Source organism: Halorubrum wangae, from assembly GCF_051194135.1.
In the GTDB taxonomy this organism is placed as follows: domain Archaea; phylum Halobacteriota; class Halobacteria; order Halobacteriales; family Haloferacaceae; genus Halorubrum.
The window spans coordinates 310,645-322,810 of sequence record NZ_JBLZNH010000004.1 but is presented as its reverse complement, the minus strand read 5'-3'; the positions used below and the strand labels follow the sequence as shown (position 1 = coordinate 322,810).

13 protein-coding genes are annotated in these 12,166 nt (G+C 67.7%); 5 read left to right on the top strand and 8 right to left on the bottom strand.

Going from position 1 to position 12,166, the window contains the following annotated elements; translation table 11 throughout:
• On the bottom strand, window positions 1–654 hold the full coding sequence (locus ACNS84_RS14095) for an HAD family hydrolase (protein WP_435075493.1): 654 nt from the start codon (window positions 652–654) through the stop codon (window positions 1–3).
• 85 nt (window positions 655–739) lie between these two features.
• Window positions 740–1,108 carry an LWR-salt protein gene (gene lwrS / locus ACNS84_RS14090; RefSeq protein ID WP_435075492.1) on the bottom strand — a complete coding sequence of 123 codons (369 nt, stop codon included), beginning with the start codon at window positions 1,106–1,108 and terminating at the stop codon, window positions 740–742.
• 63 nt (window positions 1,109–1,171) lie between these two features.
• Between lwrS and uppS the strand changes: the two genes are divergently transcribed.
• Window positions 1,172–2,143, top strand: coding sequence for a polyprenyl diphosphate synthase (gene uppS, locus ACNS84_RS14085; protein ID WP_435075491.1), 972 nt, complete (start codon window positions 1,172–1,174; stop codon window positions 2,141–2,143).
• Here uppS and ACNS84_RS14080 read toward each other — a convergent pair.
• From ACNS84_RS14080 to ACNS84_RS14070, 3 genes are all read right to left on the bottom strand, one after another.
• A complete protein-coding gene (locus ACNS84_RS14080; RefSeq protein ID WP_435075490.1) occupies window positions 2,140–3,240 on the bottom strand; it encodes a DUF2891 domain-containing protein in 1,101 nt (366 codons plus the stop codon). The two genes, uppS and ACNS84_RS14080, sit on opposite strands and share 4 nt — an antisense overlap.
• 110 nt (window positions 3,241–3,350) lie before the next feature.
• Window positions 3,351–3,809 (bottom strand): NOB1 family endonuclease, encoded by a 459-nt coding sequence (locus tag ACNS84_RS14075; protein WP_435075489.1) that lies wholly within the window; start codon window positions 3,807–3,809, stop codon window positions 3,351–3,353.
• The gene (locus ACNS84_RS14070) at window positions 3,809–4,054 is read right to left on the bottom strand and encodes a PRC-barrel domain-containing protein (RefSeq protein ID WP_435075488.1); all 246 of its coding nucleotides are present in this window, start codon (window positions 4,052–4,054) and stop codon (window positions 3,809–3,811) included. The genes ACNS84_RS14075 and ACNS84_RS14070 overlap by 1 nt, the downstream gene beginning before the upstream one ends.
• Window positions 4,055–4,301: 247 nt before the next feature.
• Here ACNS84_RS14070 and infB point away from each other — a divergent pair, with 247 nt between their 5' ends.
• Window positions 4,302–6,095, top strand: a complete 1,794-nt coding sequence (infB, locus tag ACNS84_RS14065) for a translation initiation factor IF-2 (RefSeq protein WP_435075487.1) — start codon at window positions 4,302–4,304, stop codon at window positions 6,093–6,095.
• Between the two features lie 83 nt (window positions 6,096–6,178).
• Here the strand turns inward: infB and ACNS84_RS14060 are convergent, their stop codons facing one another.
• On the bottom strand, window positions 6,179–6,946 hold the full coding sequence (locus ACNS84_RS14060; protein WP_435075486.1) for a TOBE domain-containing protein: 768 nt from the start codon (window positions 6,944–6,946) through the stop codon (window positions 6,179–6,181).
• Between the two features lie 97 nt (window positions 6,947–7,043).
• Between ACNS84_RS14060 and ACNS84_RS14055 the strand changes: the two genes are divergently transcribed.
• From ACNS84_RS14055 to ACNS84_RS14045, 3 genes are read left to right on the top strand one after another with little or no spacing between them, the layout of a single operon-like run.
• A complete protein-coding gene (locus ACNS84_RS14055) occupies window positions 7,044–7,988 on the top strand; it encodes an ABC transporter substrate-binding protein (RefSeq protein WP_435075485.1) in 945 nt (314 codons plus the stop codon).
• Between the two features lie 2 nt (window positions 7,989–7,990).
• On the top strand, window positions 7,991–8,707 hold the full coding sequence (locus tag ACNS84_RS14050; protein WP_435075484.1) for an ABC transporter permease: 717 nt from the start codon (window positions 7,991–7,993) through the stop codon (window positions 8,705–8,707).
• Window positions 8,707–9,471, top strand: a complete 765-nt coding sequence (locus ACNS84_RS14045; RefSeq protein WP_435075607.1) for an amino acid ABC transporter ATP-binding protein — start codon at window positions 8,707–8,709, stop codon at window positions 9,469–9,471. Before ACNS84_RS14050 ends, ACNS84_RS14045 begins: the two co-directional genes overlap by 1 nt.
• A gap of 116 nt (window positions 9,472–9,587) precedes the next feature.
• Here the strand turns inward: ACNS84_RS14045 and ACNS84_RS14040 are convergent, their stop codons facing one another.
• The gene (locus ACNS84_RS14040; protein ID WP_435075483.1) at window positions 9,588–11,267 is read right to left on the bottom strand and encodes an acetate--CoA ligase; all 1,680 of its coding nucleotides are present in this window, start codon (window positions 11,265–11,267) and stop codon (window positions 9,588–9,590) included.
• Window positions 11,264–12,091 (bottom strand): enoyl-CoA hydratase/isomerase family protein, encoded by an 828-nt coding sequence (locus ACNS84_RS14035; protein ID WP_435075482.1) that lies wholly within the window; start codon window positions 12,089–12,091, stop codon window positions 11,264–11,266. The genes ACNS84_RS14040 and ACNS84_RS14035 overlap by 4 nt, the downstream gene beginning before the upstream one ends.
• Between the last annotated feature and the right edge of the window lie 75 nt (window positions 12,092–12,166).

The window sequence follows — 12,166 nt, the reverse complement described above, 5'->3', positions numbered from 1 at the left end:
TCACCCGCCCGTCAGCAGTTCGTCGAGCCGGCCCACGCGACGGTCTCCGAGCACGCACCGACCGCGGTCCTCGTGGCCGACGCGCTCGACGTGGACCGCGTCGACGCCGGCGTTCCACGCCGCGCCCACATCGCTCTCGCCGTCGCCGACGTAGTACCCCCGGTCGGCGCGCGGGTCGACGCCGAGCTCGCGCATCGCCAGTTCGATCGGTTCGGGGTCCGGTTTCCAGCCCGTCTCGTCGGTACAGCAGACCACCGCGTCGAACCGACCGTCGAGGTCCACTCGATCCAGAACGGGCTCGGCGAGGAAGCGCTGACAGTGCGTGACGAGGCCGGTCGGCCCGCCCGCGTCGTCGACGTGGTCCAACAGCCGGGCGGCGTCTTCGTGGAGATACGTCGCCTCCGCGCGGGCGATCGGATCTTCGACCGCGTGGAACGCCGGCCAGAACGCGTCCGGGTCGACGCCGAGTTCGCGGAGGGTGCCGCCGCGAGCGCCGCCCAACCCGTGCCAGAGGACGTACGCCTCGCGGTCGGAGAACCGTCGCCCGAGTCGGTCGCCGACGCGGTCGAACACCGCCCGGGTGTACGACCACTCCGCGTCGACGAGAGTGCCGTCGAGGTCGAACAGGTGGAAATCGTAGTCGGCGACGGCCATGGGGGGATCAGTAGACGCTCTGTTTATAAGTGCATTGTGGGGAACGCCCGGCGACATTCGGCTCTGCGGCGGTCTCGTCGGGGCGTTACGGCTCCCGGACGTGGACCGACGAGCCGAGGTACTTGTGCAGCACCTCGTCGACCGAATCGGCGTTGAACCGACCGAGATCCGCGGCGATCTGGGTTCGCAGCGCGTCCAGATGCTCCCGGTCGGTTCGGAGTTCGCGGAACGACGCCTCCGTGACTGCGACGCCGAGCCGCTCGCTCGCGAGGGAGAGGAACGAGGGCTCGTCGCCGATCTGGCCGCGCCAGAGCCGGTCGCGGAAGAACAGCCACCCGTCGTCGCCGGGATCGCTCGCGGGAATCTCCATCGTCGTCTCGAATCGGGCGGGGTCGGCCGTCGCGCCCTTCGGATCGAGCCGGAACGCGACGGCGAACACGTAGGCGGCGTCCATCGGACACGATTGTGGGATCGGAGGATACAAATATATATCCCCCGGACTAGTCAGTTGAAACATATGTTGGATCGGCTCCGCGATCTCAGCGGCCGCGCCTATCGCCGCCATCTTCGCCGCGAGATCGAGGACGTGCCGGCCCACGTCGCGATCATCCAAGACGGAAACCGCCGGTACGCCCGCAAACGCGGTGATGACGCCCCCGACGGCCACCGCGCGGGTGCCGACACCACCGAGCGCGTGCTCGACTGGTGTGCGGACCTCGGCGTCGCCGAGTTGACGCTGTACGCCTTCTCGACGGAGAACTTCAACCGACCCGACGAGGAACTGTCGCCGCTGTTCGACCTGTTGGAGCGCAAACTCAGGGAGTTCGCCGACGCCGACCGCGTCCACGAACAGGGCGTCCGGGTCCGCGCGATCGGTGACGTCGCTCGGCTCCCCCCTCGGGTCCGCGAGGCGGTCGACTACGCCGAGAGTCGCACCGCCGACAACGACCGCTTCACGCTGAACGTCGCCCTCGCGTACGGTGGTCGGACGGAACTGCTCGACGCCGCCCGGACGATCGCGGCCGACGTCGCCGCGGGGGACCTCGACCCGGCCGAGGTCGACGTCGAGACGGTCGAGGACCGGCTCTACGACCGGCCGGTCCGCGACGTCGACCTCATCGTTCGGACCGGCGGTGACGAGCGCACCTCCAACTTTCTGCCGTGGCACGCGAACGGGAACGAGGCGGCCGTCTACTTCTGTGCGCCGTACTGGCCGGAGTTCTCGCAGGTCGAGTTCCTCCGCGCCATCCGCACGTACCAGTCGCGAGAGGAGTCGTGGCAGCGCGCCCGCGCCGAGCGCGCCGCCGCGCTGGTTCGAGCGGTCGCCGAGGTCGAACTCGCCGAGGCTCGGGCCGTCGCCGGCCGACTCCGCGAGCGCGTGCCTCGACTCGACGGGCGCGACCTCTCAGACGACGCACTCGGGATCGCCGACCGCGACGCGACCGCCCCCGTCGACGGCGACGCGCAGGAATCGCAGGGAACGAACTAACCCGCGCCCGGCGCGATGCCGTCCTCCGTCCGACTCAGCAGATACAGCGCGAACGAGGAGAGCCAGTGCGACCCCGCGTAGTCGTCGGTGAGCACGTCGGCGGCGCCCGCCTCGGCGTGGCGGCGCGCCGCGGCGTCCAGCGGGTCGCGAAGCCGGGCCGCTGCCGGTCCATCGCGCCCCGCGAGCGCGTCCGCCAGCCCGGAGAGACACCACGCGCGGGAGACGTTGAGTCCGATGAGGTGCATCGCGGCGCCGTCGCCCTCCGCGGGCTCGACCGCGACGGGAGTCAATAGGGCGTCGTGCGGCGGCGCCGAGAGGTCCGGGAGGAACCCGTCGAGCCACGTTGCGAACGCGTCGGGGTCGAGCACCCGGCGCATCAGGTCGGCCTCGGTCAGCGCTGGCGAGACGAAGTCCCAGCCGACGGGCTCCGCGCCGACGACGGCGGCGGTGTCGTCGGCGTAGAGGCGGCGTGCCGTCGCCGCGGCCTCGCGTTCGAGGTCGGCGTCGGCGACGACGCGCGCGTAGTCGAGAATCCCGGCGAGCGCGAACGCTGAGTTGCCGTGGGTGCCCACCCGCTGTGGTCGGTCGATGTCCAGGAACGACTCCGCGGTGTTCCGCCGGATTCGGTCTTCGAGCGGCCGGAGCGTCTCGCGCCACGCGTCGGCGCGTGGGTCGTCCCACAGATCGAGTTCGGCGGCGAGCCGTAACAGCCACGACCAGCCGTACGGCTCCTCGAAGCCCGGGTTCTCCTCGACGTAGTTGACCTCGCGAGCGACGTTCGCCGGCGTCATCCGCGCGTCGATGCAGTCCGTGATCGCGGCCTCGTCCGGGTTGTCCGAGACGAGTCGCAGCGCGCGCACGAGCGCCCAGTGACTGTGGACCGCCGAGTGCCAGTCGAAACAGCCGTAGAAGACGGGGTGTCGCTCTGCGGGGCGCGGCGGCGCGCCCGGCCCCTCCACCGACCCCTGATAGTGCGGGAACTCGGTCTCGACTCCGTCGAGGGGGTGGGCGGCGAGCGCCGTCGCCACCGCGTCGTCGATGGCGTCCGCCCGCCCCGCTCGGAGTTCGTCCGGCGAGAGGTTCTCGAAGGCGTCCATGTCCGGTGGTCTCGGCGGCGTCTGTTCAATCGATCGGTCGCGTGCGAAGCGCTGTCACTCGAGGTCGTTCAGGCCGGACCGATCGCGCCGAAACGCTCAGGAGAAGGCGGTCAGGCCGGGTTCTTCCGCGTCAGATCGCTGCCGCAGATCGGACACCGCTCCTTGTTCTCGTCGAACGTGCGGTTACAGCCGACGCACTGGAAGCGCCACTCGCGCTCCTCCGTGATCCCGTCCCGGGCGATCGGTTCGACGCTCAGGTCGAGCCGTTCGGCGACGTTCTGCATCGCGTAGTCGTCTGTGACGAGCGTCGCGCTCAGTTCGAGAGCGGTCGCGATCAGCCGCGTGTCGGTGTCGGACAGCTCCGCGTCGTCGCCCGAGCCCCGAGCGGCGCGTCGGACGTTGTCGATGACCTCCGGGGCCGGTACGTGAATCGTCATCCCGGAGCCCTCCATCGCGTCGAAGCGGAGTGCCCCTTCGCCGGTGAGTTCCTCGTGCACTTCGGGCACCGAGACCACGTCGTCGTCAGTGGTGTACTCGTGGATAAACGCCGAGGTGTCGAGCACCTCCATCAGCGATTGACGACGATGTAGTCTTTCACCGCCTTCACCTTCCCGACCGGGACTTTCAGTCGGCCCATTTCGTCGACGTCGAAGCCCGATCGCTCCGGACTCAGATGCTCGTGCGGGCTGACGAGCAGGTCGTTCAGCTCGCCCGACTTCAGGTTCATCGTGATGTTGTACAGATCGCCGAGCTCCGTGCCGTCCGAGCTCATCACCGCCTTCCCGGAGAGGTTCTCCGCGAGGATGTCTACCATGTTTCCACCGTCCGGGGCAACCGTCTTAAACGCCACGGGGGCGTCCGACGAGCGACCGACGTTGTTGGGGCGCGACCGACCGCTCACAGACGCGGAACGGCCGGCGCCGACAGCGGTCGCCGCCCCCTGCGGCCTCCCGGCGCGTGACGGGTGCCGTGGCGGGTCGTCGCAAGCGGGCTCATTTTGAAAGGCTTAACTGACGCCCCGGCGGAACACAGGGTAACCGACCTTTTCGGGGCGATCACCCATGACCGACCACACAAACGCGGACACCCTTCGGACGCCGATCGTCGCCGTGCTGGGTCACGTCGACCACGGCAAGACGAGCCTGCTCGACAAGATCCGCGGCTCCGCCGTCAGCGAGGGCGAGGCCGGCGCGATCACCCAACACATCGGGGCGACGGACATCCCGCTCGACACTATTTCCGACATGGCGGGCGAACTCATCGACCCGACCGACTTCGACCTCCCCGGCCTCCTGTTCATCGACACGCCGGGGCACCACTCCTTCTCGACGCTGCGCGCTCGCGGCGGCGCGCTCGCCGACATCGCGGTGCTCGTCGTCGACGTCAACGACGGGTTCCAGCCGCAGACCGAGGAGGCGATCGACATCCTCCGGCGCACCGGGACGCCGTTCGTCGTCGCGGCCAACAAGGTCGACACGACGCCGGGGTGGAACCCGCAGGACGGCAAACCGATCCAGAAGAGCCTAGAGGCGCAGTCGGAGCGCGCCGAGTCCATGCTAAACGAGAACCTCTACGAGCTCATCGGCCAGCTCTCCGACGCCGGCTTCTCGGCCGACATGTACTGGCGCGTGCAGGACTTCCAGAAAAACATTGGCGTCGTCCCGCTGTCGGCGCTCACCGGCGAGGGCGTCCCCGACCTTCTCACCGTCCTGATGGGACTCTCCCAGCGGTTCATGAAAGAGGAGATGGAGATCGACGTGCAGGGCCCCGGCGAGGGGACCGTCCTGGAGGTCAAAGACGAGCGGGGCTTCGGCGCGACCATCGACACCGTCGTGTACGACGGCGTGATCCGGAACGGCGACCGGATCGTCGTCGGCGGACAGGACGAGCCTATCGTCACGGAGATCCGGGCGCTCCTGCAGCCGCGCCCTCTCGAGGAGATCCGCACGGAGAAGAAGTTCGAGAAGGTGGCCGAGGTCGGCGCCGCGGCCGGGGTGAAGATCGCCGCGCCGAACCTCGACCGAGCGATGGCGGGCGCGCCGGTCCGAGTCGTCCGTGACCGCCCCGAGGCCGAGGTGATCGAGGAAGTGAAAGCCGAACTCGCAGAGATAGAGGTCGAGACCGCAGAGGACGGCGTCGTCGTCAAGGCGGACACGCTCGGGTCACTGGAGGCGATGGCGAACGCGCTCCGCGAGGCGGAGGTGCCGATCCTCCGCGCCGAGGTCGGCGACATCGCGCCGCGAGACATCGCCGTGGCCGAGACCGCGAACCAGGACGAACACAAGGCGATCCTCGGCTTCAACGTCAACCTGCTGGCGAACGCGGAGTCCGAACTGGAGAGCGCCGACGTGAAACTGTTCACGGACGAGGTGATCTACCAGCTGATCCAGGAGTACGAGACGTACGTCGAGGAGAAGCACCGCGCGCAACAGAAGACGGTGCTCGACAAGGTCGTCCGCCCCTCGCGCTTCCGTATCCTCCCCGATCACACGTTCCGGCAGAACGACCCCGCCGTCGTCGGCGTCGAGATCATCTCCGGCACGCTCCAGAACAACCGCAACGTCGGGCTGTTCGAGGGCAACGAGTTCAAGCGCGTCGGACAGCTCTCCGGGATTCAAAAGCAGGGCGACGACGTCGACGAGGCGCGCGCCGGCGAGCGCGTGAGCATCGCCATCGACGGTCCGACCGTCGGGCGCGGCATCGAAGAGGGCGACACCCTCTGGACCGAGGTCCCCGAGAAGCACGCGAAGATCCTCGAACAGGAACTGAAAGAGGAGATCACGGCCGACGAGCGCGAGGCGCTTGCGGCGTACCTTGACACCAAGCGGAAGCGCGACCCCTTCTGGGGCAAATAGAAGCGAACCTATCGGCCGTCTTCGCCCCCGGATTTGTTGATGTGATTGAACCGTTTTGTGTCAAAAAGAGGGCCGGAGACGTCTCACTCCCCGGTCGAACTCGCGACGTGCCCGACGACCCGCGTTGCGGTCGCCTTCCAGCGGAGCGCCACGTCGTCATCCTCAGCCAACTCCAACCGAGCCGCGCTCTCGGCCGTGATTAACGCTCGAAACGCCACCCCGTCCACCGTGACCCGCACCGTGGAAACGGTCTCGCCGGCGTCGATTCCGACCACCTCGCCGCGTAGGCGGTTCCGAGCACTCGTCGAGTTCGGGTCCACGCCGGCGTCGTCCCTGTGGATCGTCACTGCGTCGGCACCGATCCGGACCTGCACCGGGTCGCCGACCGCCACTCCGTCGCGGCCGTCGTCAGTCCCGGCGGTTCCGCCGTGGAGCCCCCGAACCGGACCGACCGCGGTATCGACGTCGGCCAGTTCGCCGTCGACGCTCGCGACCGTTCCGTCGAGCACCGTCTCGGGCACGCTCGCCGTCGCGGCGAGCGCGGCCTGGAGTCGGTCGTAGCGGTCGAGGAGTTCGCGGCCGGCGTCGGCGAGTCGGCTGCCGCCACCCCCCGAACCGCCGCGCCGTCGCTCGACCAACCGGCCGAACGCCGCTTCGAGCGCCTCGATTCGCGAGAGCGCCCGGGCCCGGGAGCGACCCAATTCGGCGGCCGCGCCCGCGACCGACCCCGTCTCGCGGACCGCCCGCAGGAGCGCGGCGTCGCGCTCGTCGAACTCGGTGTCACCCTCGATGAGCGCCGCTCGGCCGCGTCCCGCCCCGACACCGGTATCGCGGTCCCCGCGCTCGTCCATGACGAGAGCCTCGTGCGCGAGGGTGTTGGCCCTTTCCCTCTGTGCCGTCCGACCGCCCGGCAGAAGCTATATGTGGGTCCGGAGCACCGGTGTATCTATGACGATACATCGACGCGGATTTCTCGCGGCGATCGGTGCCGGGGCAGTCGCCAGCACCGCCGGGTGCGCGGGGGTCGGTGGCAGCGGGGATGGAACCAACGAGGACGGCGCGGCGCCGGGCGTGGCCGGCGAGACCCTGACGCTCACGACCACGACGAGCACGTACGACACGGGACTGCTCGACGCGATCCACACCGACTTCGAGGAGATGTACGGGGTCACCGTCGACGCGGTCGCGCAGGGGACGGGCGCGGCTCTGGAGTCGGCGCGGAACGGGGACTCAGACGTGGTGATGGTCCACGCCCGCGGGCTCGAAGACGAGTTCATGCGCAACGGGTACGGGGTCAACCGCCGCGACCTGATGTTCAACGACTTCGTGATCGTCGGCCCGGAGAGCGACCCGGCCGGGATTCAGGGCCTGTCTTCGGCGACCGAGGCGCTCACCGCCATCGCCGATGCGGGGGCGACGTTCGTCTCGCGGGGTGATAACTCCGGCACGCACACCAAGGAGCTGAACCTCTGGGAGGCCGCGGGCACCGACCCCGCCGGCGACTGGTATCAGGAGACCGGGACGGGGATGGGCGAGGCGCTGAATCTCGCCAATCAGCAGGGAGCGTACACCCTCTCCGATCGCGGCACGTTCATCTCGCAGCGCTCGGAGATCGATCTGACGATCCTCGTGCAGGGACCGATCGAGGACGGCCCGGAGATCCTCGCGAATCCCTACGGAGTCATTGCCGTCAACCCCGGCGTCCATGACGACGCCAACTACGACCTCGCGATGGCGTACATCGGCTGGATCACCAGCCCCGACACCCAGAGCGCGATCGCCGACTACCAAGTGAACGACGAGCAACTGTTCTTCCCGGAAGCGGTCTCCGAGGACCCCGAGTTCGGGCAATACGTTCCGGAAGGTTGGAGTAGGGACTCCACCGACGGGTGAGCGTGCCGCTCGAACCAGTCGCACAGGCGCTGTCGGCCCTCCTCGATCTCCCGTTCAGAGACGGCTACGTCTGGAGCATCGTCTACGTCTCGCTGTACGTGAGCCTCACGGCGGTGGCGCTGAGCACGCTGTTCAGCATCCCGGTCGCTCTCGTGATGGGCTTTTCCGACTTCCCGGGCAAGCAGTTCGCGAAGTCGGTGATCAATACCGGGATGGGGTTTCCGAGCGTCGTCGTCGGCCTCATCGTCCTGTTCGCCGTCTCGAATCAGGGGCCGCTCGGGCAACTCGACCTCATCTTCACGAAGCAGGCGATGATCATGTCGCAGTTCGTCCTCGCGACGCCGCCGATCACCGCGATCACCCTCGCGGCGATCACCGGCGTCGACGACAGCGTCCGCGACGCCGCCCGCACACTCGGCGGGACGCGCGTCGACGTTGCGCTCGTCGTCCTCAAGGAGGCGCGGTACGGCATCGCGACCGCGATCCTCGCCGGATTCGGGCGCGCGATCAGCGAGGTCGGCTCCGTGCTTATCGTCGGGGGTAACATCACGAGCGCGGACGGGATATCGAAGACGCGGACGCTGACGACCGCGATCCAACTCGAAGCCAGACAGGGGCAGTACGAGACCGCGATGATACTCGGCGCCGTTCTCGTCGCGCTCGTGCTGACGGTCAACGCCGTCGTGATCCGGCTCGGCGATCAGGGGGTGCATCGATGATGCTCCGCCTCGACGGCGTCTCGCACTCGTACGGGGACGAGACGGTGTTCCGAGACCTCTCGCTCGACGTCGACCGCGGCGAGGTGGTGGCGGCCATCGGTCCCTCCGGCGTCGGGAAGTCGACCCTGCTCCGGACGCTCGCGCTCTCGCTCGAACCCGACGACGGCACCGTCGCTCTCGACGGGACGGACGCGTGGACCGCCGAGGAGTCGGCTCGACTCGCCATGCGGCGACGGGTCGGAATGGTGTTTCAAGAGGCGAGTCTCTTCGACGCCACGGTGGCGCGCAACGTCGAGTACGGACTCCGCATCCGACGGTCGTGGAGAGAGCGGCTCCGATCGGGGGCCCGATCGCTCGTCGGCGCGCACGAGCCCGTCGACGCCGTCCGGGACGCGCTCGACGTGGTGGGGCTCTCCGAGAAGGACACCCAGCGGGCGGCGTCGCTCTCCGGCGGCGAGGCGCAACGGGTGTCGTTCGCCCGTGCGCTGGCGTACGACCCCGACCTTCTCCTCCTCGACGAGCCCACCTCGGATCTGGACCCGCGGAACACCGCCGTCATCGAAGCGGCTATCGCGAAGGCCAGATCGCGGGATATCGGGGTCGTCGTCGCGACCCACGACATGCATCAGGCCGAGCGCGTCGCGGACCGGGTCGCGGTGTTGCTCGACGACCGCATCACAGAAGTCGGTCCGCCGGACGTGATATTCGAGAATCCGGCGAACGAGCGCACTCGGAAGTTCGTCTCCGGCGAACTGGTGTACTGACCCGCCTCGAACGCTCAGTGTTGGAGACTGTCGCGACGTGCGGTGGACGCGGTCGGATCGCTTCGCGGGGAGCTCCCGTCGACGCTGCAGGACAGTACAGTCGGACGGTCCGGAACCTATCGGTCCCCATCGGTCAAATCCTTTCGGAGCGTGGCCCGTGCAAGCTTTCCGGTCGACGTCATCGGAAGCTCATCCACGAACTCGATCTCATGAGGGTATTTGTAGAGCGCGAGGGCCTGTTTGACGTGTCGCTGGAGCGCAATTTTCAACTCCTCGTCGGCCTCCACCCCATCAGCGAGCACGACGGCCGCTATCGGAATCTCGTCGAGATCGCAGTCGGGGACTCCGACGACGCCGGCCGCCTCGACGGCCTCGTGTGAGACGAGGCTCTCTTCGATCTCTACAGGCCCCATCCGGTAGCCGGCACTGATGATGACGTCGTCCACTCGGCCGATGTACTCGATGTACCCGTCATCGGTCCATCTCCCCAAGTCGTTGGTGAGCAGCCACCCGTCGCGAAACGCGCGCGCCGTCTCGCCCGGACGATTCCAGTATCGACTCATACAGACCGGGTCGGACGATGCGTGGATCGCGATTTCTCCAGCATCACCCTCGAGGACCGGAGCACAGTCCTCCGCAGTCGGATCGACGAGTCGGATCTCGTGTCCCGGCTGGGGAACGCCGATCGTCCCCGACCGATACGGTTTCCCGAGCGCCTCGCAGTTCCCCGAGACGCACGCCGCCTCGGTCAGCCCGTAGGAAACGTGGACCGACACCGGGCCGAAGGCGCGGCGCGCCCACTCGACGGTCGACTGTCGGAGCAGCGAGCCGCCGCTGAACACGACACGGACGCTGTCGACGGCGGCGTCTGGGACGGCGTCCCGCAACCGACGCAGCGCCGCTGGCGGTGCCGACAGCGACGTCACTCCGTACGCGTCGGTGACGTCCAGAGCCGATTCGGCGTCGAAGGGGCCCCGATCGTACGCCACGACAGACGCCCCGTAGAACCAACTGGTGAACACCGTCGTGTACAACGCGATCCAGGACCACTCGGAGGTCGTGTAAAAGCGGTCCGCCGCCGTCAGTTCGAGATCGCATTTAAGCGTGAGATACGACGGGAGCAACCCGAGCACGACCTGGTGCGGGAGGACCACTCCTTTTGGGTCGCCGGTCGACCCGCTCGTGTAGAACACGCTCGCCGGATCGGTCGCCGCGGTCGTGACCGGCCGCTGAATCGGAGCGGCGCTGCCGATTCGGGCGTCCAGTGCGTGGGCCCCATCGAAACCGGACTCACCATCGATTGCGTACACCGAGTCGCACGCGTCCGGCAGCGAACCTATCTCGCCGAGCGTTTCGAGCAGTCGCTCTCCGACAACAGCCGCGGTCGCGTCCGTGTCCCGAAGACGGTACTCGACGGCGTCTGCACCCAGAATCGGGCTCAGCGGGACGGTGACGGCACCGCGTTTCCAGGCCGCGAGATGCGCGATCGCTACCGAGGGATGCTGTCGCCCCGACACCGCGATCCGATCCCCGTGGCCGACGCCGTCGTCGGCAAGGACGGTCGCCAGCCGCGCAGCTGTCCGATCCAGTTCCTCGAACGTGTACCGCTCTTCGGCCCCGTCCTCGTCGGTTGCGAGCAGCGCGAGTCGGTCGGTTCCTCCCCACCGGTCGGCGATGGCCGTCGCGATGTTGAACCGGTCGGGGATCTGCCACTCGACGGACGAACACAGATCCTCATAACTCGACCACTCCCGCTCGTGGAGTCGGTACGCGTCGTCCGAGTAGTCGCTACTCATTGCTTTTCGGCGGTGTTCATCCATTCGATCGCCGCCTTGAGTCCCGATTCCCGCTTGATTCTGCCGAACTCCTCCTTCGCCGTCGTGTTCGCCGAGAAGCCCCACAGGTACCGATCGAGTCGTCCGTCCGGCGCCTGATACCCGAGATGCTGCATCGCGTCGTTGAGCATGTACTTCGAGAGCGTCACTGTCGTCGACGGTGTCAGTTTTATCTGATCGACCTGCTCCATCACTCGGTCCCAGAGCTCGTCGGCCGGCACCGTTCGGTTGACGAGGCCGATCCGTTCGGCTTCGTCGGCACTGACGTGCGCCCCGGAAAACAGCAGCTCCTTGGCCTGTTTAATTCCAACTCCGATGTACGGATGAACGAGGATTCCGGGCAGCGATCCCATTCGGACGTCTGGAAACCCGAATTCAGCGTCCGCGGCCGCTATCGTGATATCACAGAGACAGGACAGGTTACAGGCCGCGGCGAGCGCGTATCCTTCGACGGCGGCGATAACGGGAAGGGGCGATTGGAAGACCGCTCCGTAGTGACCGATGTATCCTGGGCGCCGGTGAGGATCGCCAGTGAACGCCTCTAACCGTTCGGCCGTGCTCTCGAAGTCGAACGATTCGGTGAAGTCGTTGCCCGCGGAGAACACGCCGTCAGCGCCCCGGAGGATGATGGCCCGGATTCCGTCCGTGCGTTCCGCTCGATCGATTCCGAGTTCCAGTTCCTGAAGCAGCCTCGTATTGAACGCGTTCAGCGACTCCGGCCGGTCGAACGTGATGATCGCCGCGTCGTTTTCCACCTCGTAGCGGACGCACTCGTACTCAGTCACGTTCCGCTCATCTACTTACATCAGTATAAACTAGCCCGCCGCAGACGTGCTCACCGATGATCCCCCCAGACGAGC